Source organism: Streptomyces sp. NPDC050433 (genome assembly GCF_044458565.1).
Lineage (GTDB): Bacteria > Actinomycetota > Actinomycetes > Streptomycetales > Streptomycetaceae > Streptomyces.
Genome location: NZ_JBITIB010000015.1, coordinates 74205 through 96007, shown reverse-complemented (window position 1 = coordinate 96007; position 21803 = coordinate 74205). Strand labels below are relative to the sequence as shown.

The following is a 21803-nucleotide window of genomic DNA, read 5'->3' as shown; positions in this document are numbered from 1 at the left end:
CTCAGCGTTTACGGAATACGGGCGGGCGTTTCTCGGCGAACGCGCGGCGGCCTTCGGAAGCGTCCTCGGTGGCGAAGCAGATCGTCTGCAGGTCCCGCTCGTAGGCGAGAGCCTGGTCCTCGGGCAGGTTTCCGGCTGCCCGCAGGTTGATCTTCGCCGTTTCGGCCGCCACGGGGGCCCGGGAGGCGATCACTCCGGCCAGGGCACGGGCCCGGTCGAGGAGTTCCCCGGGGGCGACCACTTCACTCACGAGGTGCCAGGCCAACGCCCGTGCGGCGTCGATTCGTTCGCCGGTGAGCAGCATCAGGGCAGCGTTGCCGGGGCCTGCCGCGCGGTTGAGGAAGGCGGCCATGCCGCCGCCCCCGATCCAGCCGAGCGTGATCTCGGGCGCACCGAAGGACGCCGTGCGCGAGGCGATGCGGATGTCGCAGGAGAGTGCGGTCTCCAGCCCGCCGCCGAGCGCATAGCCGCCGACCGCCGCGATGGTCGGGGTGCGGGCCTCGCGGATGGCGTCGCAGTAGTCGACGCGGTTGCGGAACTCCCACGGCGTGCGGTAGCCATCGAGTTCGCGGATGTCCGACCCTGCGCTGAAGGCACGCCCGCCGGCGCCGGTCACGACCACGGCGCGTACGTCGTCCGTCGTGTCACACCATTCGACGGCACGGACCAGTGCCCGGGACATCTCGGGGGTTACGGCGTTCAGCTTCTCTGGCCGGTTCAGGGTGAGGGTCGCGACGCGGTCGGCGACTTCCAGCAGTACGTGCCCGGTGCCGAGGTCGGGCGGGGTGCTCGTGGTGGGGTCTGTCATGTTCGTCCTTCCTCCGCCGCCCGGCTCGCCCGGTACAGCGTGCGCATCCCTTCGAGCGCCGCCCGGTGGCCGGTCTCGTTGGCGAGTGCGTCCCGGACGACGGCCGAGGCCGCGGTCTGGAAGCCGATGTAGCCGTCGTACCGGGGTCGAACCCACGCCTGTTCGCAGGTGGCGGTGGTACGTCGGTAGAAGTCCGCGCCGGCGATCGACGTATCGGTCCACGCGGAACGCGCACTGGGCTGCCCGTTGTGCCGGGGCAGGAATTCGCGCTGGGCGGGAGAAGACATCAACCACCGCATGTGGTCGAGGAGGTCGGCGCTGGGAGTGCACCGGGAGCTGACGGCGAGCCCGGTGCCGCCGAGGGTGGAGCCCGGCAGCCCGCCGGGTCGCGCCGTCGGCGCGTCGGTGAACGCCAGCCGGTCGGCGTAGGTGACGTAGCCGTATACCAGCGGGCAGTGTGCGAGCCGGTCGGTTCGCGACATCAACTCCAGCAGCCCGATCGGGTTGAGGGTGCGCGTCTCGGCCGGAGCGAGGGAGTCGACATCGGCCAGGAGGTCGAGGACCGCCAGCCCCGTCCCGTCACCGATCAGTTCGTCGGGGTGGGCGGCGGGCTCCTCGCCGAGGGCGACCGCGACGGAGGCGAAGGTGAGGAACGCATGCGGCCCGGCGAGCGACAGGGCCACCGGCGCGCGGCGCGCGAGGTCGCGCACCTCGTCCCAGATGGCGGGCGGCTCACCGGCGAGGTCGGTCCGGGTGGCGGCGACCTGGGTGGCCGCGTCCAGAGGGAGGGCCCACTGGACGCCTTCCATGGCGTACGAGCGCATGGTGGAACCGATCGACCGGGCGCGCCAGCGGTGCAGTTCCTCGGAGGTGAACAGATCGTCCAGCGGCACCAGGCAGCCGGCGGCAAGGGCTTCGCCGAGGTGCGGGTGGTCGAGCACGACGAGGTCGTAGCGTGCACAGAGATCGTCGAGGGGGTGGGACTCGAAGCCTTCGAGCGGCTGGACGGACCAGTGCACGAGGTCACCGGCCGATGCGGCGAGGGCGTCGTATCCGCGCGGGTGGTCCCACGTCAGTCCGGCGTAGGTCACGAGGTCTCCGCGACGGTGCCGGAGGTGAACAGCGCCTCGATCGCCGCGTCGTCGAGACCGGCCTCGCCGAGGATCTCGCGGGTGTGTTCACCGGTGAGCGGGGCGCCCCGGTCGATGCGTGGCGGGGTCGCCGAGAACTTGTACGGGAATCCGGGCACCTTGACGCGGCCCTCGGTGGGGTGGTCGTAGGTGACGAAGGTGCCGTTGTGCCGGATCTGCGGGTCGTCGACCAGGTCCGCGTAGCCGTAGACCGGACCGGCCCAGATACCGGCGGCCCTGAAGGCGTCCAGCCAGTGGAGCGAGGACCTGTCGAGCAGCCGGGCCGCGGTGCGGGCGAAGATCTCGTCGCGGTGGGTCCAGCCGTGCTTCTCGTCCTCCATGGACAGAAAGCTCTCCTCGCCGATGGTCTCTCCCAGAGTCCTCAGCGACGGGAACGCGAGGACGATGAAGCCGTCCGCGGTCCGGAAGGCGCCGTATGGCGCGCGGATGTAGACGTGCGCGTGCGGTTCCTCGGAGCGGGACTGGTCCAGGGAGCCGACGGTGTGCACCGAAAGCTCCTGCATCTGCAGGGTCGTGATCGCGTCGAGCATGTTGACCGTCACGAGCTGGCCCACGCCGGTGCGTTCACGGTGCAGCAGCGCGGCGAGTACGCCCTCGAACGCGGTGGACGCGGTGACGGCGTCGACGAGGTACTGGCCGGCGGCGCGCGGCGCCTCCCCGGCGTGGCCGGTGGACAGCATCGCCCCGGACATCGCCTGGAGCAACAGGTCCTGTCCGGGGCGCTGCGCGTACGGTCCGTCCTCGCCGTAGCCGGAGATGGAGACGTACACCAGCGAGGGGTTGATCGCGGCCAACGAGGCGTAGTCGACGCCGAGACGGGCGGCGACGCCGGGCCGGTAGTTCTGCAGGAAGACGTCCGCGTCGGCCACGAGCCGGCGCAACACGTCCTTGCCCGCGGGGTCCTTGAGGTCGACGGCGAGCGAGCGTTTGTTGCGGTTGAGCGACAGGAAGGAGACGTTGATCCGGTTGCCGCCCGCACCGCCGGCGGCCGCGTGGCGCTGCCACTCGCCGGTGACCGGCTCGACCTTGACCACGTCGGCGCCGAGGTCGCCGAGCCGCTGCGCCGCGAAGGGGCCGGCCATGGCGATCGAGCAGTCGAGGACCCGGTACCCGGCGAGTATGCCGGGCTTGTCGCGCGTGCTCATGGGACTCCTTGGAGGAGGGGTGGAGGAAGGGGGCGCGGAACCTGTCGCGTCGTGCGGGCTTTCGTCGTGCGGGTTCTCGTCGTTCCGTCGTTCCGAACCCTGTTGTTAGCGCTACCGGCAGCGCTAACATTCACGCTAAGCGGGCACGGCTCGCAGTGTCAACGCCCCGATCCGCCCCCTCGGCGCCCGGTCGACACCGGGAAGATGGGAACCACCGATGAAACGACCGCAAGCCGCACTCGTGACCGGCGCCGGCGGCGCCCTGGGCCGGGCCACGGCCTCCCGGCTGGCCGCCGACGGATTCGGTGTCGCCGTGCTCGACCACGACGCGGAGCCGTTGGAGCGGACCGTGGAGCAGGTGCGGAAGGCCGGTTCCCCGGTGCTGGCACTCACCACCGACCTGCGCGACGCCGCAGCGATCGCAGCGGCCGTCGACCGGACCGCCACCGAGCTGGGCACCCTGCGCGTCCTGGTCAACAACGCCGCTGTGTACCCGAGCCGGCCCTTCCTGGAGGTGCCGCTCGCCGAGTACGAGGAGGTCGTGGCGGTAAACCAGCGCGCCTACTGGGTCGCCGCACAGGCCGCGGCGCGCCACATGGCCACAACGGGTGGCGGGGCGATCGTCAACGTCGCGTCGATCACCATGCACGGCGGCTGGGACTCACTCGCCGCCTACGTCTCCACCAAGGGCGCCGCCGTCGCCTTCACGCGTGCCCTCGCCCGCGAACTGGGCCCCCAGGAGATCCGGGTCAACTGCGTCTCCCCCGGCGCCTTCCCCACGGCAGCCGAGGAGATCCACGAGAACCCAGAGGTGTACACACGGCACGTGCTCGACCACCAGGCGCTGAAGAGGCGTGGCAGGCCCGACGAACTGGCCTCCGTGGTCTCCTTCCTCGCGGGACCCGACTCCACGTTCATCACCGGCCAGTGTGTCGAGGTCAACGGAGGGTGGGTGATGTCGTGAACCTCAACGGACGCGACTACGACCGCGGTTCCCTCGCCCGGCTCGCCGGCGATCTCGGCGCGGCCGGCGGCGTGCGGTCCGTCGTCCTGGACGACGGTTCCGAACGCGGCATCCGCACGCTGGAGTTCCGTACCGGCGCCGGTCTCAACTTCGACGTACTGGTGGACCGGGCCATGGACCTGGGCGGTGCGGAGTTCGAGGGACGCGGCTTCGGCTGGCGCTCGGCGACCGGTTTCCGCCACCCCGGGCTGCACGAGTACCGCGACGACGAAGGGCTGTCGATCATGCGCAGCTTCTCCGGGCTGCTGCTCACTGCCGGCCTCGACCACACACTCTTCGGAGCCGAGGTGGACGCTTCCCAGTACCGCTATCCGCCCCGCCGCACGGTCTCCAACGGACTGCACGGGCGCGTCGCGAACCTGCCGGCCCGGCTCACCGGGTACGGCGAGCGGTGGGAGGGCGACGACCGCTGCGTCCTGTGGGCGGAGGGCGAGGTGCGCCAGGCGGCGATCTTCGGTGAGCACCTGCGGCTCACCCGCCGCATCGAGGCCGACCTCGGCGGCACGGAGATCCGGCTGATCGACCGGGTGCGCAACGCGGGCTTCGACCTCACACCCCACATGTTCCTGTACCACATCAACATCGGCTGGCCGTTCCTGGAGGAGGGCGCGCGCTACGAAATCCCCGTGCGCCGCACGCTGTGGCAGAGCGACAGCGTCGCGGAGCAGGGTGTCTCCCACACGGACATGCCCGGTCCGCTGAGCGGGTTCGTGGAACAGGTCTACGAGCACGAGCCGGTATCGGACGCCGACGGTCTGGTCCGGCCCCGGCTGGTCAACGACCGCCTGGGCATGTACTTCGAGCTGGAGTACGACCCTGAACAGTTCCCCGCCTACTTCCAGTGGATGCACCTGCGCGAGGGCGCGTACGCGGTGGGCTTCGAACCGTCCACACACCACGTCGCGGGGGAGACCGCCGCGCGGGAGGACGGGTCCATGACGTTCCTGGAACCCGGCGAGGAGCGCCTGTACACGACGACGTTCCGGGTGGGCCGGAACGGCTGACCCGGAGGACCGGGCCGCTCGGTGCCGCATCCGGTGTGGCACCGAGCGGCTGTCCCACACGGCGGACCCGGCCACGCGGCTCCCGCCCTGCGCCGACTCGTTCCGGGTGACCGGTTTCCCGGGTGGCACCATCTCGGTCGATTTGCCCGAGTACGCCAGCGGCTCGGCCGTCCATCGGGGCCGACGGTCGGACCCACTCCGAGTGAGAACGAGTTGTGCGCACCGAGTGAGGCCCGGAGGAAACCCGCGGGTAGGCAGGCGTCCGGCAACAGCGGCGATCCGGGCGACGTGGATGATTCAGCTCGTCCGGTAGCGAGTGGCGAGGTCGGGCCTCGAGTCCGACCAGCCTCACTCCTCGATCGCCCCGCGATCGAGGACCGGCACCGGTGTCTCGGAGAGCAGGCGGCGGGCTCGTCGGACGACCGCCTCGTCGACCATGCGGCCCCCCTCGTCCAGCATCGCTCCGCCATGGGCGGATTCGAAACGGTTCACCAGATCGCGGGCTCGGGCCAGTTCGTCGGGGGTCGGGGTGAACACCTCGTGGACCACCGGCAATTGGGCGGGATGCACACAGGTACGTCCGCGGAAGCCGAGCCGTTTCAACGCCTCCGTGCCGGCCCTCAGCGCCCCGAGGTCACGTACGTCTGTGCCGGCCGGCGCCATGGGTGGAGCGAGGCCCGCCGCCGCCGACGCGAGGACCACATGGGACCGGGCCCAGAGCAGTTCGTGCTCTCCCGGGCCGAGGGAGACCCCGAGGTCCGCCCGCAGATCGGCCTCCCCCAGCTGAAGTCGCGCGACCCGTGAACAGCCGGCGATGCGGGGGGCCGCCAGGACGGCCGCGGCGCTTTCCAGGACGGGACAGAGCACCGCATTCGGGTCGTCCGCGAGCAGTTGGGCCACGGCGTCGATGTCCTCCGGCGACTCCGCCTTGGCCACGAAGAAGCCGGTGACTCCTCTGCCGAGCAGGGCGCGTACGTCGTCGTGCCCGCGCTTCCCGGGGTTGATGCGTACCCAGATCGCGGGTCCCGCCGCGTCCGTCTTCCGCCCGGCGAGCCATTCCGCGACCGTCGATCTGGCCCGGTCCTTGCCCGCCGGCGGGACGGCGTCCTCCAGGTCGGCGATGAGGGCGTCGGCGCCTCGGGACGGTGCCTTGGCCAGCATGTCCGGCCGGTCGCCCGGGACGTACAGTGCGGATCTCACGGCCCGGCCCCCTCCCCTCGCGCCGTTCCGCGTGGCACGGCCGCTCGGCGTGTCACGGCCGTGCCACCGGCCGACGCAGGTAGCGACCGGACGGTTCGCCGACCGGCTTGCCCGCTCGGAGGATTTGGCGGCCCCTCAGGAAGGTGTCGGTGACCTGTGCCGTGAGTCCGAAGCCCTCGAACGGCGTGTACTCCTGGGCCGATTCGGAGTCCGCGGCCCGTACGGTCCAGTGCGCGTCCGGGTCGACCAGACAGAAGTCGGCGTCGTGGTCCACGGCGATCGCTCCTTTGGTCCCGAGCCCGTAGCGCTGGGCCGGGTTCCAGGAGGTAAGGGCGGCTATCCGGCCGTAGGACAGGCCCCGTCTGCTCCCTTCGGTGATCAGTCCGGGCAGCAGGTACTCGGCGCCGCCGAAACCGGACTTGGCGAGGAACACGTCGTCCTTCGGTTCGCCGAACTTCAGTTCCTCGCGGCAGCAGGCGTGGTCGCTCACGACCCAGTCGACGGTGCCGTCCAGGACGTACTCCCACAGTGCCTCGACGTCCTCGCGGGGCCGCAGCGGCGGGTTGACCTTGCCGCCGAGTCCCTGTGCGGTGGTGATGTCGGCGAGCAGGTGTCCGACCGTGACCTCGCGGCGGAAGTCGATGTGCGGGAAGGCCCGTGCCATCCGGACGGCCGCGTCCACCGCCTTGCGCGAGGAGAGGTGCAGCAGGTTGATCGTCGGCAGCTCGGTCTCGTGCGCCAGGTAGGCGGCGATGGAGACGGCCAGCCCTTCCGAGTGCGGTGGCCGGGACGCGTGGTAGGCGGCCAGGCCGGTCAACTCCCCCGCATCCTCGACCAGTTTGGTGTACGCGCTCATGATTTCCGCCGTCTCGCAGTGCAGCGACAGCGAGATCCGGTCGGCGAGTTCCGGGAAGCGCTCGCGCGCCGCCTGGATGCCGCGCATCACGAACTCGAAGTGCGCGTAGTCGTAACGCTCGCCCTCCGGAGTCATCAGGAAGGAATTCTGGTCGGCGGAACGCCCGTGCAGTCCGTGGCTGCCGTAGAACATGAAGATTTTGAACGAGCTCACCCCGAATCGCTCGATGAGATCGGGGATCTCGTCGATGTGGCCGCGGCTCATCGGCGCCAGATGGAACGCGTAGTCGATGTGGGCACGGCCCTCGGCGGCTGCGAGCACCTCCGGGAAGAAGTCCGCGTACGGGCCGCCCTTGTTGAGGTAGTACTGCCCGGTCCGCATGTAGGTGAGCGCCGTGGTCACCCCGCCTTGCGCGCCGGCCCGGCTCTCCGAACCGGCATCCTGCGCCAGCTCGTTGTAGATACCCCAGTGCTGGTGCGCGTCCACGACACCGGGGAAGGCGAGCCTGCCGCCGGCGTCGACCACCTCGGTGCCGGGACCGGCGCCGATCTCCGGCGCCACCAGGGCGATACGGCCGTCGCGGACCGCGATGTCCGCCGCGACGGGCTCGTCCCGCTCGTGGCTGACCACCCGGGCGTTCTTCACCACAAGGTCGTAGTCGCTCATCTCACTGCCTCCCGCTGTTGCTGTCGAACTCCGCCAAGAAGCCCAGGAGTTCATGGATGTCGTCGAGCTTGTCGAGCTGCCGGGCCCGCGCCGTCACGGCGTCGGCGGTGGCCGGGGACAGCCGGCCCGCCGTGTTGTCCCGGAACTTCGTCTCCAGCTCACCGTCGGTGAGCGGACGGTCGGTGCCGCCCCGGTTGGTGAGCATCTCCGTGTGCCAGGTCCGGCCGCGGGTGTCGCGGACGGTCAGCGTGGCGGGGAACTGGTACGGGAAGCCGTCGGTGGCGCGCGCGTCCGCCACCACGTCGATCTTCGCCATCAGTGCGCGCCGCCGCGGCTCCCTTGCCAGCGTGTCGGTGTAGTCGCCGAGGCCGACGCCCAGCCCCTCCCCCGCTCCGTAGAGCGCGGCGGCCACGGCGTACGGACCGCTGAACTGGGCCTCGTAGCCGTTCTCCGGCGCGCGCTTGCGCTCCAGGGGCTGGCCGATGGTCCGCAGAACCGGGGCGGGCACCCCGAGGACGGCGGACTCCACCTCGTCGGCGACCAGTCCCCGGCGGCGCAGTTCCAGGGCCGCGTCCACCGCGGTGTGGGTGAAGTGGTTGGCGGGGTAGGGCTTGAAGAAGATGCCGGGTACGGCCCAGTCGGTGCCCAGGCCGCGGGTGATCTCCTGCGGCGCGTAGACACCGTGCAGGAACGCCTGGAAGAAGCCGAACCTGCCCTCCAGCACGGTCGGCGGTCCGGTGAAGCCCCGGGCCACCAGCTGCGCCGCGGTGACGGCTGCGTGCGCCGCCCACCCGCAGTGCAGCCGTTTGACGGTACCGCCGGTGCGGTTGGCCTCGATGATGCCGGACGCGGTGGACGCGGCGATGCCCAGCACATCGGTGAGACCGCCCTCGTCCAGGCCGAGCAGGATCCCCGCGGCGACCGCGCCGCCCAGCGTCCCGCAGATGGACGTCGCGTGCTGGCCGTGCTCGAAGAACGTCGAGTTGCCCGCCTCCGGGTCGTAGCCGGCCATCCCGAGCCGGACGCACACCTCCAGGCCGATGGCGACGGCGCGTACGGTCTCCCGGCCCGAGGCACCGGCCAGTTCGGCGGCGGCGAGCGCGGCGGGAACGACGGAGGCGCTGGGGTGCAGCACGGACGGCAGATGGGTGTCGTCGTAGTCCAGGGAGTGGGCGAGTACACCGTTGGCGAGCGCGGCCAGCGGGGCCGGAAGCGCCCGAGGGCCGCCGCCGACCGCGTGAGCCTGTGGGCGTCCGCCCTGCTCGGTGACGTGGGCGATGATCGCGCCGCTGGTGGGCAGGCGGTGGGCGGCGACGCACAGCCCGAGGACGTCCAGGACCCGTCGGCCGACGCTGTGGGTCACATCGGCCGGCAGCGCGTCGTAGGGGGTGCCCCCGGCGAAGGCCGCCAGCTCACCGGCGAGTGTCGGCTCAGCCATCGGTGGCCCTCCCGGTCGTCGGCCGGTCGTCACCGACCAGCGCCAGCGGACGCACCGGTGACCCTGTCGCGCCGTACAGCGGCAGTGGCGCGAGGACGAACGTGAACTCATACACTCGCTGTTCGGCGATCTCCTCCAGGGCCAGCGTCTCGATGATGTAGATGCCGGACTCCACCAGGAGCACCCGGTGCGCGGGCAGCACACTGTGTCCCTGGCCGGGCGCCAACCGTTCGAAGGCGATGGTGTCGGCGCCAGCCGCGTGGACCCGCCGGGCGGCCAGCAAGCGCGCGCCCGCCTCCGAGATCCCCGGCACACCGGACTCGCCTCCTGTGTAGGTCCGGGTGTCGGGGTCGTCGAAGTGGCGTCCCCAGCCGCTGCGGATCAGCACCACGTCGCCTTCGCCGATCGCCGTGCCCTGCCGCCGCGCCGCCGCTTCGAGATCGGCCGGGGTGATCTCGTAACCCGGTGGGCAGCACTCCTCCCCGCGCAGGGCTGGGATGTCGAGCAGGACGCCCCGGCGGACCATGGGCTCGATGGTGTGGACACCGTGGTCGGCGTAGACGCCGCCGGCTCCCGCCTCCGCCGCGTCGGCTCCCCCGTGCAACAGGCCGTTGTGGGAGACATGGGCGAGGGCATCGATATGGGTGCCCACGTGTGTGCCCATCACGAGCATGTCGTTGGCGGCCGAGCCCCCGTCGGATCTGATCCGGTCTCCGTGGCGGCGCGGCAGGGTGTGCCAGTAGGCCGGGTGGTTGGGGGACTGCGGCATACCGATGAACATCGGCCGAGCCAGATCGTAGGCCCGGACGCCGTCCCGCAGCGCGTCCAGGAGGCGGTCCCTGCCGGGTCGGACCAGTTGGCCCGACGATGTCGTGGTGCTGCTCACTGGAGTATCCGTTTCTGATCGAAGTGCGGCTCCCGGCACGGGGCCGGGTACGTGCGGTCGTTGGCGGCCGGGGCGCCCGGCCTTCCCGACGGGTTCAGGTGACAGTGCGTTCCTCGCGGAGCCGCGCCACCTCGGCGGGGTCCAGGCCGAGTTCGTCCACCAGGACGCTCTCCGTGTCCGCCCCCAGGGACCGGCCGGTGAAGCGGATCGATCCCGGCGATCGCGACATGCGCCACATCACGTTGTGCATCAGGAGCGGTCCGAGGTCGTCGTCGGCCACCTTGGTGATCATCCGGGTCTCCCGGATGTGCTGGTCCTCGACGATGTCGCGGGCGTCGTAGACGGGTGCCACCGCCGCGCCGGCCGCCGTGAACTCCTCGATCACCTCGTTCCGGGTACGGGCCGCGATCCAGTCGCCGACCATGCCGTCGAGGACGTCGGCGTGCGCTGCCCGGCCGCCCCCCGACGCGAACCAGGGCTCGCCGATGACCTCCGGGTGGCCGACGAGGCGCAGTACGCGCTCGGCGATGACCTGGGCGCTGGTGGACACCGCGACCCAGTGGCCGTCGGAGGTGAGATAGGTGTTGCGCGGGGCGTTGTTGGTGGAACGGTTGCCGTGCCGCCGTTCCACCAGCCCGAGTTGGTCGTAGACCGTGGGCGAGGGACCGACCGCGGCCATCAGCGGCTCCAGCAGACTCATGTCCACGACCTGGCCGCGCCGGTGCGGGTCGCGTTCACGGGCGAAGAGGGCCATGGCCGCCGCCGACGACGCGGCGATACCGCAGAGGCTGTCGGCGAGCCCGAACGCCGGCAGGGTGGGCGGCCCGTCGTCCGCCCCGGTCAGATGCGCGAAGCCGCTCATGGCCTCGGCCAAGGTGCCGAATCCCGCCCGGCCGGCGTAGGGGCCGGTCTGTCCGAAGCCGGTGATCCGGACGATGACGAGACCCGGGTTGACGCGGTGCAGTTCCTCGGGGCCCAGGCCCCAGCGTTCCAGCGTGCCGGGGCGGAAGTTCTCGACGAGGACGTCGGCACGGGCGATCAGGGAACGGAAGATCTCCGCTCCCTCGGGGACGGAAAGACTGAGCCCGACCGTGCGCTTGTTCCGGGATATCTCCTTCCACCACAGGGAGTGGCCGTCCTTGGTGTGGCCGTGCCCGCGCATGCCGTCGCCGGCGACGGGGTGCTCGATCTTGATGACGTCCGCGCCGTAGTCGCCCAGCAGTTGGGCGCAGAGCGGGCCGGCGAGGATGGTCGACGCGTCGACGACCAGCAGCCCGTGGAGCGGTCCCGGCGGAGCCGCCGGGACCTCGGCGGAGACCTCCGCGGGGGCGGTCGGGTCACTCATGGTGCTCCTCTCGTGGGACGGCGGACAGACCTGCCCGCCCGTTCTGCCGCAGTACGGGCGTCACACCCGCCGGGGCGCCCGTCGGGCCGCGGTGCCCGGCGCCCAGATCGGCGGAGACCGCCGCCGCCGCCCTGGCCACCGCTTCACCCAGCCGTTCCTGGCTGGTGCCGTCGCCGTCGAACATCGCCTTGGTGCCGCAGACCGACAGCGAGGCGACCACCTGTCCGGTGGCCCCGTGCACGGCGGCGGCGACACTGGCCGCCTCGGTCTGCCGCTCTCCGTAACTGGCCGCGTAGCCGAGCCTCCTGATCCGGGCGATCTCCTCCCTGAGCAGGTCGGCGGAGGTGATCGTGGCCGCAGTGACCCTGTCCAGCTCGTGGTGGCCGATGTAGTCCTCCACCTCCGAGTCGGGCAGCGCCGCGAGGATCGCCTTGGACGACGACCCGGCGTGAAGCGGATGGCTGGTGCCGAGCGCGACGGACATCCGGATCTCGTGGCGGGAGAGCACCTGGTCGACGTAGACGCGGGACCAGCCCTGGCGCACGGACAGGGTGCTCGTCTGGCCGGTCAGTTCGGAGAGCGTCGCGAGATGACGGTGCGCGACAGCGGGTATGTCCAGCTCACGCATGGCGGCGAGGCCGATGTTCAGGGCCCCCGGGCCGAGACCGTAGAGCTTGGTCTCCTCGTCGAAGCGCAGGAACTGACCTGACACCAGTTCCCGCAGGATGCGGTAGGCCACCGCTTTGGACAGACCGGTCTCCCGGGCGATCGTCGACACCCCGTGCTTCTGCGGCGAACGGCCGATGGCGTCGATGACCGCCAGGGCGCGGGCGATGCCCGATCGGGGCTGGTCCGGGTGGGCGAGGCTGTCCTCGGTGGTCATGGGGTCCTCTGTCGTGTCGTGGCCGCCGGCGCGGCCGGGTGGGGGGACGGGGGCAAGGGAACAAGCCGCTCAGCCTTTCCCTGTCACCTGTGTGGACACCGGTATGTTGCCGCGTATCGCGTTGGCGTAGGGACAGATCCTGTCGGCGTCAGCGACCAATTCCGCCAGCTCGTCGGCCGGTACGCCGGGGGCGCTGACGTGCAGCGCGACAGCGAGGCCGTAGCGGCCGGGGCCTGAGCTGTCCTCGGGTGCGGTGGTGCCGAGGGTGACCGAGGCGGTGACCGTCGTCGTGGCGAGGGCGGTACGGCGCCTGCGGGCCGCCACGTCCAGTGCGCTGCGGAAGCAGGCGGCGAAACCGGCGGCGAAGAGTTCTTCCGGGTCGCTGCCCGGATCTCCGTCGGTACGGTCTGCCGGGCGGGAGAGCGGCAGGTCCAGTACCCCGGTCAGGGAGCGGACCCGGCCCGCGCGGCCGCCCTCGGCCTCGACCGTCGCCGTGTACAAGGGCTTTGACAGCGGTACGGGGGCGGTGCCCCGGGCTTGAGCGCCGGCCGCGTGTGCCCGTACGTGGGCGGCAAGCGCGGAGGCGAACTCCTCCGGCTGTTCCTCGGCGACGAAGTCCGTGCCGCCGGGGATCACCGTCAGGGGCGCGTCCGGGAACGCGGCCTGGACTTCCTTGTTCATCCGGTTGAGCACGTCGTCGCCGCCGTGCAGCAGCAGGGTGGGGATGCCGGCGAGGGCCGCCGTGTCGAGACGGTGGGCGAAGACCGCGCGGTAGGCCACCGCGTAGTCGGGGCCGACGCTGAGGTATTCGGCGACCTGACGGCTGGCGGACTCCGCACCGATCGTCGGGTACAGCCACCTCACACGGTCCCAGATCACCCGCAGATGGCCGCCGTCGTCGGCGGGTGTGTAGCCGGGCGCGTACGAGGAGGACTTCTCGGCCCGTTCCTCGTCGGAGTAGAGCGGGATGCCCTGGAAGACCAGTCCGCGGACCCGTTGACGCTGTTGCAGCGCGGCCTCGGCGGCCACTGTCGCGCCGGTGTGCTGGCCCAGCAGATGGACGCTGTCCAGGCCGATCGCGTCGGCGATCTGCCAGACGGCCCGCGCGTACTCCGGTATCGACCAGGGCCCGGGAGCCGCGTCCGACATACCGAATCCGGGGGTGTCCACGGCCACGGCCCGTACGCCCCTGGCCGCCAGTGGGGCCAGGGCCGGCTCGTAGGTGGCCGAGGAGAGCGGCGACTGATGCAGCATCAGAACCACCGGCGCGTCCTGGTCACCGGCGTGCCGGTAGTGGACCCTGCCCCACGGCAGGGTGACGTAGTCGCGGCGGGCGGAGCCCCGCAGATGGGTGGTCATCGGTTCTCCTCCGTCGCGGCCAGGGCGGCCATCACCTCGATGACGTGCTTGACGCCCGTGCGGTAGTCCTCCAGGAGGATGTGCTCGTCGGGGCCGTCGATCCCGGCGTCCGCGCGGGACACGCCGACACCGACGATGGGGTGACCGCCCAGGGCGCCCTGGTTGCCGATCCACTGGGTGAAGGGCTCGACCATCGGTTCGGTGCCGTACGCCCGCCGGGCGGCGTCGGCCACCAGCGCGACGAACGGGTCCCGGTGGTCGGTGAGATGGGGGCGGCTGGCGGCCATGATCTCCAGACCCACATCACCGAATCCGTGCTCCACCAGGTGTTTGCGCAGGGTGGTGAACACCCTCTCCGGGTCCTGGCCCGCGATCAGCCGGATCTCGATCTTGGCGGTCGCGGTGGCGGGCAGCCCGAGGGTGATGTCGTCGCGGGTGTCGCCGCCCTCGATCCCGGTGACGGTGAGGGTGGGCCTGGTACGGATGGCGATGGCGGCCTCGGTGTCGTCGAGACCGCCGACGAAGGATTCGACTCCGGCCCGCTCCCGCAGAAAGGCTCCGTCGAAGGGCAGTTGACGCAGCAGTTCGAGCTCGTGCTCGGTCGGCTGCCGCGCGCCGTCGGCGAATCCGTCGACCGTGACCGTGCCGTCCGGCCGCTGGAGGGTACAGAGCGCGGCAGCGAGGCGGGCGGTGGCCGTCGGCAGCAACGCGGTGTTCTGGCTGGTCAGTTCGCGGCTGAGGGTGGTGGCGGTCAGCCGGAGGTAGAGGACGCCCTTCTCACCGAGTTTGAGGAGCGGACGGCCCTGTCCGTCGACCCAGGAGTTCTCCCACAGCGCCCCGTCGGAGGCGAGCCGGTCGCGGTGGGCGGCGACGAACGAGTCCAGGCCGGGGCTGTGCAGCCACTTCTTGCCTTCCATGATGAAACGGCTGGTGACCGGGGCCTCCAGCCCGGCCAGCCGCCACGCGGCGGCGGCGTGCACCCGCGAGAGCAGCGCCCCCTTGTCGTCGGCGACACCCCGGGCGTACAGCCTTCCGTCACGGACGTCGGCCGCGTACGGGGGGCTGGTCCAGGCGTCGTCGTCGCCGGTGGGCTCGACCTCGACGTCGTAGTGGTTGAAGTGCAGCAGGGACCGCTCGCCGCCGGGTATCTCGCCCAGGACGTAGGGATGTGAGTCCTGCCAGGGGATGACCTCGGCGGTGCCGCCCCAGCGCGCGAGGGAACCGGCGAGGAAGTCGGCCGTGGCACGCATCTGGTCCGCCTCCTGGCGGCGGCTGCGGATGCGGCACAGGTCCCGGAGTTCGGTCACGAAGGTGTCGAAGTGGGTGTCGACCGCGTCGAGTGCGGCGGAGAGGTCCGGTTCGGGCATCGGTTCTTCTCTTCCTTCTTGTCAGTGGATCGTGGCGCCGCCGTCGACGAACAGGGTGTGGCCGGTGGTCATCGCCGCTGCGGGGCTGAGCAGATGGGCGACCGCGTTGGCCACGTCGTCCCGCCCTGCCATGCGCCCCAGCGGAATGGAGGCGAGCTTGTCCCGGAGGTAGTCCGCGTCGCCGCGGACGTCCGCCGTCATGTCGGTGCTGACGATGGTGGGGGCGACGGCGTTGACCCTGATCCCGTCGGGTGCCCACTCCAGGGCGAGGACCCTGGCCATGTGCATCACGGCCGCTTTGCTGACGCAGTAGCCGAGCGAGTCGCGGACCGCGATCCGGCCGTTGGTGGAGCCGATGTTGACGACACTGGCCGAACCGGCGGCCTTCAGCGCCGGGTGGGCGGCGCGGGTGACCCGGAAGGTGCCGGAGAGATTGACGTCCACGACGGTGGTGAAGTCCTCGTCGGTCGTCTCCGCCGCCGGTCCCCTGCGGACGATTCCGGCGTTGTTCACCAGGTGGTCGAGACGGCCGTGCGCCGCGAGCACCTCCGCGAGAAGTTCCTCGCAGGACGCCGTGGAGCGGATGTCGACACGGTGGCGGGTGTGACCGTCCCCGTCCGGCCCGACGGGCTCCCAGTCGGCGGGAGCCGCCAGGTCCGCGCGGGCGACCCGGCAGCCGAGTGAGGCCAGCCTGCGGGCCACGGCAGCGCCGATGCCGCGTGCGGCTCCGGTGACGAGGGCGACATGGCCGTCGAGCCGGACGGGGTCGGTCATGACGCGATCACCCGGTTCTCCTCGGACCAGAAGGCGAGCCGGCGCTGGGCGAAGCGGATGACGAAGTGCGCCAGCAGGCCGAGCACCGACAGGACCAGCAGCACCGCGAACATGCCGGCGATGTCGAAGTTGTAGTTCGTCTGGAGCAGCAGATAGCCGAGGCCCTCCTTGGCACCGATGAACTCGCCGACGACGGCGCCGAGGATCGCGAACACGATCCCGATGTCGAGCCCGGCGAAGATGAACGGCAGCGCGTTGGGGAGCTGGACCATCCGGAACACCTGGGCCCGGCTCGCGCCGAAGACGGTCAGCATCTGAATCCGTTCGGCGTCCGCCGACCGCAGCCCCTCGATCACGTTGACGAGCACCGGGAAGAACGAGATGACCGCCGCCATCACGACCTTGCTGGTCATGCCGAAGCCGAACCAGACGACGAACAGCGGGGCCAGTGCCACCTTCGGCACGGTCTGGAACGCCACGATGTACGGCATGAAGGTGCGTTCGATGATCCGAACCTGGCTGATCGCGGTACCGAGGATCATCGCGGCGCTCACACCGAGCAGGAAGCCGAGCACGGACTCCTGGAGCGTGACCCTGAAGTGGGACCAGAACAGCGGGTCGTTGAGCTGTGTCCACAGCGCGTCCGCGATCTGCGACGGGCGCGGCAGGACGTACTCGTCGATCCCGAGCGGCCGGATGGCGTACTCCCACACCAGGACGACCAGCACGAACACGCCGGGGACCAGGATGAATTCGGGGCGCTCGCGCAGGTCGGGCAGGCGCGGCCGGCGGCGCCCGCGCTTCGGCGGCCCCGGGGCCGCGGCCGACGGTGAGGTGCCGGCGGTGCCGGTCTTGGTGATCGTCATCGGAGGCCTCCTCAGCCCATCACGCCGGTGGCGTGGAAATGGCGGCGGATCCGGTCCACGTACACCCCGGCCCGGTCGGAGGCCATCACGCCGAGGTCGCGCGGCCGTTCCAGATCGATGTCCACGACCTCGGCGATCCGTCCGGGCCGGGGGGTGAGCACGATGACCCGGTCCGAGAGGAAGACGGCCTCGGGAATGGAGTGGGTGACGAAGACGATGGTCTGGCCGCTCTCCCGCCAGATGCGCAGGAGTTCGACGTTCATGTACTCGCGGGTCATGGCGTCGAGGGCACCGAACGGCTCGTCCATGAGCAGTACCGCCGGATCGTGCACCAACGCCCGGCAGATACCGGCCCGTTGCTGCATGCCGCCGCTCAGCTCGTGCGGGTACTTGCCCTCGAATCCGTCGAGGCCGACCATGCTCAGGAGCCGGCGGGCCTGTTCGCGGTAGCGCGTCCGGTCCAGCCGCTGGACCTCCACGGGCACCATCACGTTCTCCAGGATGGTGCGCCAGGGCAGCAGCGTCGCCGCCTGAAAGACCATGCCGATCTCCGGCAGCGGCCCCGTCACCTCGCGCCCCGCCACGCGCACCGTGCCCGCGGTCTTGGGAATGAGGCCGGCGAGGATCTTGAGCATCGTGGTCTTGCCGCAGCCGGAGGGGCCGACGACGGAGACGAACTCCCCCCGCCGCACCTGGAAATCGATGTCCGACAGGGCCCGGGTCGGTTCCGACCTGCGGGGGCGGTACAGCTTCTCCAGTCCGGCCACCTCGATCCAGGCCGTCTCGTCAGCCGTGGGGGCCGGTGCGGCCGCCTGTCGGCGGCCGAGTGTTCTGATGGCCATGCTGGCGTCCTTAACTCTCGGTCCGTTTCCGGTCGGTGCTGGTCGGTGCTAGTCGGTGGCCGTCCCGGCCTTCTGCGCGCGGGCGACGACGGCTGCGGAGTCGAAGTCGTTCGCGTCCTTGAGGAGGCTGTCGTCCCAGACGTCGTCGATCCGGACGTCCTTGGTGATCTGTCCGGACTCCTTGGTGTACGTTTCGGTCTTCAGCCACTCCTGGTCGCTGATGGCGCCCCAGTCGGCGAAGTCCTCGGGGTTCCCGCTGCTGGGAGTGGCCGACTTCATCCAGGTTTCGAAGATCTTGGTGTCGTCGGCGATGCGGTCGTCGGCCGACTTGCCGGCGAGGACCTGAGGGAAGACCTTGTATCCGTCCCTCATCGCCGCCTCCGGGCTGACCGCCGAGAAGAGCATCGACTGGTAGGAGGCCCGCAGGAACCGGACGAGTTCGTCCCGGCGCTTGTCGAGCGTGTCCTCTCGCACCGCGAAGGTGATGGAGCGGATGCCCTGGAACATGTCCGGGTTGTCGAGGTAGCGGTAGGTCGTGCCGGTGTTCTCGATCGTGGTGTACGCCTGGGTGTAGAGGGCGAGGGCGTCGACCTTGCCCTGCTTGAGGGTGGAGGCGGCCTGCGCCCCCACACCCACCGGGAGCAGCTCGATGTCCTTCTCGTCCAGTCCGGCGTTCGCCGCGTACGCCCTCGCGTAGATCGCCGATCCCGAGGCGAGGGAGATCACGCCGATCTTCTTGCCCTTGAGGTCGGCCGCCGTCTTGATGCCGCTGCCGGGCGGAACGGCCATCACCCAGGGCCAGTTCTGCACCAGTCCGCCGATCGCCTTGACCGGAACGCCCTTCTCCCTGGCCGCGAGGATCGCGCCGACGTCGGCGGCGGTGATGTCGGCGCTGCCGGACGCGACCGCCTGGAGCGCGGCCACCGAGCCGTCCGCGTTGGAGGTCTCGACCTTGATCCGCTCCTTGTCGAGGAAGCCCTCCTGCTTGCCGACGGCATAGGTGGCGACCTCTTCCTTGGGACCGATCACGGCGGAGGCGATGGAGAACTCGATCGTCGCCGTGCCGCCTTTCTCCTTGCTGGAGGAGGCTGATCCGCCACCGCAGGCGGCGGTCGCCGAGAGGGTGGCGACGGCGAGCGCCGCGCAGCTGATTCGTAGGGAACGCTTCATGTCCGACACCTCGTTCGGATCGGTGGGTCTGAGGGTGCGCCGATGGCGGTGGAGCGGGATGTTCCGGCGAGAGCGAGGTCGTTGTAGACGTGCTGCTCGGAGATGAGGCCGTCCTGGACGACGAAGACGTCCGCGTAGCGGATGCCTTCGAACGGACTGCCCGCGAGGTCTTCCCCGTAGAGCGTGCCGAGGGAGGTGACGGCGGTGGCACCGGAGCCGTCCGGCAGGGGGGCGGCGAAGTACCGCTCGCGCCGTTTGCGCACCCAGCGGTAGTCACCTCGGGCGCTCGCCGCCATCGCTGCGAGCGAGGCGTGCCGCTGCCCGCCGGGGAAGACCAAGGCCACGCCCGGTGCCAGCAGACCGGCCGCGGCCTCCAGGTCCCGGTCCTCGCACAGCCGCAGATAGCGGTCCACCAGGGCGGTGGGCTGCTCGGGCCGGGCGTCCATCAGCCGGCCCGTCTCGTCAGGAGCTCTTCCCACTGGTCGCGCAGCGGGTGCTCGGCGGGTCCCGCCTCGGAGAGGATGCTGACGAGGCGGCCCAGCATCTCCTCCCGTCCGCGGTCGAGGAGGGCCTGCTCGGCGGGCTCGGGGAGGAAGGAGTCCAACTCCCCTTGTTTCAGCGTGCCGTTCCTGACCAGCAGCGCCTCCAGGGCGAGGGTCCGCTGGGCGGTGACATGGACGTCGGTGCTGAGTTGCAGGACCAGGTCGAGCAGTTTGCCGATGCGCGGGTCCTTGAAGTAGTCGAACTCGTCACTCATCGTTCCTCCGGCTTGTTCGCCGCCAGTACGGCCCAGGGAAAGTGCCATTCGCGACGGTCGCCCCAGCCGTCCTCGCGGACGCCGTCGTTGCGCTCGTCGAAGGGGGCCCAGGAGGCGCCTGTCAGCCCGGCCTCCGCGCACATCGCGAGCAGGTCCGACCCGAAGAGGTCGTGGAAGAAGGGCTCGTTGTTCCGTTCGGCGTGCTCGAAGACGGTGGCGTCGCGGAACGGGTCGCCGGTCGGCTGGAACTCCAGGAAGCGGAGCGCCCCGCCGGGTTTGAGGAGCCGCGCGGCCTCCTGGATGGTTTCGCGGACCGCGTCGGACGGCATCTCGTGCAGCACCATCGTCCCGGTGACGACGTCGCAGGACCCGGACTCCAGTCCGGTCGCGCGGCCGTCGGCCTGGCGGTAGCTGAGGGCGAGGCCCTCGGCGGCTGCCTCGGCGTGTGCCAGGCGCAGCCCCGGTGCCGCGAGGTCGACCCCGATGATCTCCGCGCCGGGGTACTTGCCCGCGAGCGGCCGGGTGCTCTTCCCGAAGCCGCAGCCGATGTCCACGACCCGCTCGGCGGCGGGGAGTTCGGGCAGGGCCGTCTGCGTGAACAGCTTGTGGAACTTGTAGCCGTCGTTGTCCCGCAGCATCACGATGCGGGCGCCGAACTCGTAGACATAGGCCGACATGTCGTCGGAGAAGAAGCTGCCGGGCTGGATGTGGATGTCGAAGTCCGTGTACCAGGAAGGCAGTTCGAGGGACGAGTTGAGGGTGAGTGTGCCGGCGCCGTCCGCCGCCGTCTCGGCCAGTTGCTCGGTGAGCTGTGCGCGGCGGCTGAGCACCGCCTCGCCGGCCGCCTTCCACAGCATCTTCTGCTGGACGCGCTCCAGATGGCTGAACCACGGGTAGAGGCTGAGTTCGTGGAGCCGGTTCGCGGCCTGCTCGACGGTGTCCGCCGGCGGTTCGCCGTCTGCGGCGTACTCCCGCGTCAGCGCGGGATAGACGGTGTTGGCCCACTGCTTGCGCAGGGCCAGGATGTAGTCGACTCGGGAGCGCTCGTCGAGCGTCAGCCGGTCCTCGATATCGATCATGACGACTCCTTCTCGGTACGTGTGCGGCGGAGCTTCGCGGTACGCGGAACGGGTGGAGTGGTGAGGTGGACGGGGCCGTTGTGCCGGCGGGGGTGTGGGCGGGCAGCGGACCGCCGAGATACGGCGGAGGTCTGCGGGGTGCGGTGGACGGGGCCCGTCGGCGGCGTGGTGGTGGCGCCGTTCAGTGGGCCGTGACAGCGGTGGCTCCCGCGGTGGCCAGGGTTCCGGCTCCGCTCGCCGCGCTGGAAAGAAACGTTCCTGCCATGCGTCCCTCGTAGATGGCTTCGAGCGCGGTCCGTGGCGCGTTGGCGTCTCCCACCACCAGCACCGGTGGCGCGTCGGGGTGCCCGTCGAGCACGCGGTAGAGGTCGTCGGCCGCGGTCGGCAGGCCCGCGTCGACGATGGCGGTGACGCCGTGGAGCTCCTCGGTGTCGCCGTTCAGGGTGTCCTTCAACGTGACCCGGTCGCCGACGGCGTCCACGACCGTACGCAGCGGCCGGACCTTCACCCCCAGGGCGCCCAGCCGTTGGGTGAGGCCGAGCCTGGAGTAGGTGGTGATACGCGGGAAGAGCGCCGCCGCCGGGGTCACCAGGTGTACGGCGGCCCCCTCGCGTGCCAGGCATTCGGTGAGCGACGCAGCGGGCCAGTCGCCGCCGTCGTCACGGATCACCACCGTGCCGCGTAGGGCTGGTGGTGTGTCAGGATCCTTGCCGGAGAGTGCGTGTATCGCCTGCCAGAGGTCGAACACCTCGGGCCCCAGGGGGAGTTCACGCCTTCGGGGTAGCGATCCGGTCGCCAGGATCACCCCTTCGAAGCCGTCGTGGCGCCCCCCGGGCAGCAGGTCGGCCGCGTTGACACTCTCGCCGGTCCGTACGGTCACACCGGCACGGGCGATGTCTCTGGCGAGTTCGTCCGTCATCAGGGTCAGCCGCTCCCGGCCCGGAACCGATCCGGCACGGACGATCTGGCCGCCAAGGTGGTCACCGGCCTCGACAAGGGTCACCTCGTGACCGGCCCGCCGGGCGGACAGGGCGGCCTCCATCCCCGCCGGTCCCCCGCCGACGACCACGACCCGCCGGGCGGGGGTCCGTGCGGCCGACCGTACGGCGATCCACTCGCGCTCCGCCCCGACCTCGGGATTCACCACGCAGGAGATCGGCAGGCTCGCCTCCAGCCGCCCCAC

21 protein-coding genes are annotated in these 21803 nt (G+C 70.9%); 2 read left to right on the top strand and 19 right to left on the bottom strand.

Features of this window, described 5'->3' with window-relative positions; translation table 11 throughout:
- Position 1: 1 nt before the first annotated feature.
- From ACIBLA_RS19935 to ACIBLA_RS19925, 3 genes are read right to left on the bottom strand one after another with little or no spacing between them, the layout of a single operon-like run.
- On the bottom strand, positions 2–808 hold the full coding sequence (locus tag ACIBLA_RS19935) for an enoyl-CoA hydratase/isomerase family protein (RefSeq protein ID WP_363242654.1): 807 nt from the start codon (positions 806–808) through the stop codon (positions 2–4).
- On the bottom strand, positions 805–1899 hold the full coding sequence (locus ACIBLA_RS19930) for a carbohydrate ABC transporter substrate-binding protein (RefSeq protein WP_399199311.1): 1095 nt from the start codon (positions 1897–1899) through the stop codon (positions 805–807). Before ACIBLA_RS19930 ends, ACIBLA_RS19935 begins: the two co-directional genes overlap by 4 nt.
- Entirely contained in the window at positions 1896–3104 is a 1209-nt protein-coding gene (locus tag ACIBLA_RS19925; RefSeq protein ID WP_399199310.1) for a CaiB/BaiF CoA transferase family protein, read from the bottom strand. The genes ACIBLA_RS19930 and ACIBLA_RS19925 overlap by 4 nt, the downstream gene beginning before the upstream one ends.
- Before the next feature lie 217 nt (positions 3105–3321).
- Between ACIBLA_RS19925 and ACIBLA_RS19920 the strand changes: the two genes are divergently transcribed.
- Positions 3322–4068 (top strand): SDR family oxidoreductase, encoded by a 747-nt coding sequence (locus tag ACIBLA_RS19920; protein ID WP_363242651.1) that lies wholly within the window; start codon positions 3322–3324, stop codon positions 4066–4068.
- Entirely contained in the window at positions 4065–5132 is a 1068-nt protein-coding gene (locus tag ACIBLA_RS19915; protein ID WP_399199309.1) for an aldose 1-epimerase family protein, read from the top strand. Before ACIBLA_RS19920 ends, ACIBLA_RS19915 begins: the two co-directional genes overlap by 4 nt.
- Positions 5133–5480: 348 nt before the next feature.
- Here ACIBLA_RS19915 and ACIBLA_RS19910 read toward each other — a convergent pair whose 3' ends face one another.
- From ACIBLA_RS19910 to ACIBLA_RS19835, 16 genes are all read right to left on the bottom strand, one after another.
- The gene (locus ACIBLA_RS19910) at positions 5481–6332 is read right to left on the bottom strand and encodes a CoA ester lyase (protein WP_363242649.1); all 852 of its coding nucleotides are present in this window, start codon (positions 6330–6332) and stop codon (positions 5481–5483) included.
- A gap of 52 nt (positions 6333–6384) precedes the next feature.
- Positions 6385–7854, bottom strand: a complete 1470-nt coding sequence (locus tag ACIBLA_RS19905; RefSeq protein ID WP_399199308.1) for a dihydroorotase family protein — start codon at positions 7852–7854, stop codon at positions 6385–6387.
- A 1-nt stretch (position 7855) separates the two neighbouring features.
- Complete coding sequence (locus ACIBLA_RS19900) at positions 7856–9292, bottom strand: MmgE/PrpD family protein (protein WP_363242647.1); 1437 nt, start codon at positions 9290–9292, stop codon at positions 7856–7858.
- Positions 9285–10178 carry a cyclase family protein gene (locus tag ACIBLA_RS19895; protein ID WP_363242646.1) on the bottom strand — a complete coding sequence of 298 codons (894 nt, stop codon included), beginning with the start codon at positions 10176–10178 and terminating at the stop codon, positions 9285–9287. The genes ACIBLA_RS19900 and ACIBLA_RS19895 overlap by 8 nt, the downstream gene beginning before the upstream one ends.
- 94 nt (positions 10179–10272) lie before the next feature.
- Positions 10273–11523, bottom strand: a complete 1251-nt coding sequence (locus ACIBLA_RS19890; protein WP_399199307.1) for a CaiB/BaiF CoA transferase family protein — start codon at positions 11521–11523, stop codon at positions 10273–10275.
- Positions 11516–12406 carry an IclR family transcriptional regulator gene (locus tag ACIBLA_RS19885; RefSeq protein ID WP_363242644.1) on the bottom strand — a complete coding sequence of 297 codons (891 nt, stop codon included), beginning with the start codon at positions 12404–12406 and terminating at the stop codon, positions 11516–11518. Before ACIBLA_RS19885 ends, ACIBLA_RS19890 begins: the two co-directional genes overlap by 8 nt.
- Positions 12407–12475: 69 nt before the next feature.
- Positions 12476–13765, bottom strand: a complete 1290-nt coding sequence (locus ACIBLA_RS19880; RefSeq protein WP_399199306.1) for an Ohr family peroxiredoxin — start codon at positions 13763–13765, stop codon at positions 12476–12478.
- The gene (locus ACIBLA_RS19875; RefSeq protein WP_399199305.1) at positions 13762–15132 is read right to left on the bottom strand and encodes a M20/M25/M40 family metallo-hydrolase; all 1371 of its coding nucleotides are present in this window, start codon (positions 15130–15132) and stop codon (positions 13762–13764) included. Before ACIBLA_RS19875 ends, ACIBLA_RS19880 begins: the two co-directional genes overlap by 4 nt.
- A 21-nt stretch (positions 15133–15153) precedes the next feature.
- On the bottom strand, positions 15154–15906 hold the full coding sequence (locus tag ACIBLA_RS19870) for an SDR family NAD(P)-dependent oxidoreductase (RefSeq protein WP_399199304.1): 753 nt from the start codon (positions 15904–15906) through the stop codon (positions 15154–15156).
- Complete coding sequence (locus tag ACIBLA_RS19865; RefSeq protein WP_363242640.1) at positions 15903–16772, bottom strand: ABC transporter permease; 870 nt, start codon at positions 16770–16772, stop codon at positions 15903–15905. Before ACIBLA_RS19865 ends, ACIBLA_RS19870 begins: the two co-directional genes overlap by 4 nt.
- A gap of 11 nt (positions 16773–16783) precedes the next feature.
- Complete coding sequence (locus tag ACIBLA_RS19860; protein WP_363242639.1) at positions 16784–17614, bottom strand: ABC transporter ATP-binding protein; 831 nt, start codon at positions 17612–17614, stop codon at positions 16784–16786.
- Between the two features lie 48 nt (positions 17615–17662).
- The gene (locus ACIBLA_RS19855; RefSeq protein ID WP_399199303.1) at positions 17663–18784 is read right to left on the bottom strand and encodes an ABC transporter substrate-binding protein; all 1122 of its coding nucleotides are present in this window, start codon (positions 18782–18784) and stop codon (positions 17663–17665) included.
- Complete coding sequence (locus ACIBLA_RS19850) at positions 18781–19230, bottom strand: nuclear transport factor 2 family protein (protein ID WP_363242637.1); 450 nt, start codon at positions 19228–19230, stop codon at positions 18781–18783. Before ACIBLA_RS19850 ends, ACIBLA_RS19855 begins: the two co-directional genes overlap by 4 nt.
- A complete protein-coding gene (locus ACIBLA_RS19845; RefSeq protein ID WP_399199302.1) occupies positions 19230–19541 on the bottom strand; it encodes a hypothetical protein in 312 nt (103 codons plus the stop codon). Before ACIBLA_RS19845 ends, ACIBLA_RS19850 begins: the two co-directional genes overlap by 1 nt.
- Positions 19538–20620 (bottom strand): class I SAM-dependent methyltransferase, encoded by a 1083-nt coding sequence (locus tag ACIBLA_RS19840; RefSeq protein WP_399199301.1) that lies wholly within the window; start codon positions 20618–20620, stop codon positions 19538–19540. Before ACIBLA_RS19840 ends, ACIBLA_RS19845 begins: the two co-directional genes overlap by 4 nt.
- 181 nt (positions 20621–20801) lie before the next feature.
- Complete coding sequence (locus tag ACIBLA_RS19835) at positions 20802–21689, bottom strand: FAD-dependent oxidoreductase (protein ID WP_399199355.1); 888 nt, start codon at positions 21687–21689, stop codon at positions 20802–20804.
- Positions 21690–21803 lie beyond the last annotated feature (114 nt).

Bases quoted from the DNA above. Each gene is read 5' to 3' on its own strand.
- ACIBLA_RS19870 (WP_399199304.1), bottom strand. From the start codon at position 15,906: ATGACCGACCCCGTCCGGCTCGACGGCCATGTCGCCCTCGTCACCGGA.
- ACIBLA_RS19880 (WP_399199306.1), bottom strand. From the start codon at position 13,765: ATGACCACCCATCTGCGGGGCTCCGCCCGCCGCGACTACGTCACCCTG.
- ACIBLA_RS19890 (WP_399199307.1), bottom strand. From the start codon at position 11,523: ATGAGTGACCCGACCGCCCCCGCGGAGGTCTCCGCCGAGGTCCCGGCG.
- ACIBLA_RS19850 (WP_363242637.1), bottom strand. From the start codon at position 19,230: ATGGACGCCCGGCCCGAGCAGCCCACCGCCCTGGTGGACCGCTATCTG.
- ACIBLA_RS19865 (WP_363242640.1), bottom strand. From the start codon at position 16,772: ATGACGATCACCAAGACCGGCACCGCCGGCACCTCACCGTCGGCCGCG.
- ACIBLA_RS19935 (WP_363242654.1), bottom strand. From the start codon at position 808: ATGACAGACCCCACCACGAGCACCCCGCCCGACCTCGGCACCGGGCAC.
- ACIBLA_RS19855 (WP_399199303.1), bottom strand. From the start codon at position 18,784: ATGAAGCGTTCCCTACGAATCAGCTGCGCGGCGCTCGCCGTCGCCACC.
- ACIBLA_RS19860 (WP_363242639.1), bottom strand. From the start codon at position 17,614: ATGGCCATCAGAACACTCGGCCGCCGACAGGCGGCCGCACCGGCCCCC.
- ACIBLA_RS19885 (WP_363242644.1), bottom strand. From the start codon at position 12,406: ATGACCACCGAGGACAGCCTCGCCCACCCGGACCAGCCCCGATCGGGC.
- ACIBLA_RS19875 (WP_399199305.1), bottom strand. From the start codon at position 15,132: ATGCCCGAACCGGACCTCTCCGCCGCACTCGACGCGGTCGACACCCAC.
- ACIBLA_RS19840 (WP_399199301.1), bottom strand. From the start codon at position 20,620: ATGATCGATATCGAGGACCGGCTGACGCTCGACGAGCGCTCCCGAGTC.
- ACIBLA_RS19905 (WP_399199308.1), bottom strand. From the start codon at position 7,854: ATGAGCGACTACGACCTTGTGGTGAAGAACGCCCGGGTGGTCAGCCAC.
- ACIBLA_RS19920 (WP_363242651.1), top strand. From the start codon at position 3,322: ATGAAACGACCGCAAGCCGCACTCGTGACCGGCGCCGGCGGCGCCCTG.
- ACIBLA_RS19900 (WP_363242647.1), bottom strand. From the start codon at position 9,292: ATGGCTGAGCCGACACTCGCCGGTGAGCTGGCGGCCTTCGCCGGGGGC.
- ACIBLA_RS19925 (WP_399199310.1), bottom strand. From the start codon at position 3,104: ATGAGCACGCGCGACAAGCCCGGCATACTCGCCGGGTACCGGGTCCTC.
- ACIBLA_RS19845 (WP_399199302.1), bottom strand. From the start codon at position 19,541: ATGAGTGACGAGTTCGACTACTTCAAGGACCCGCGCATCGGCAAACTG.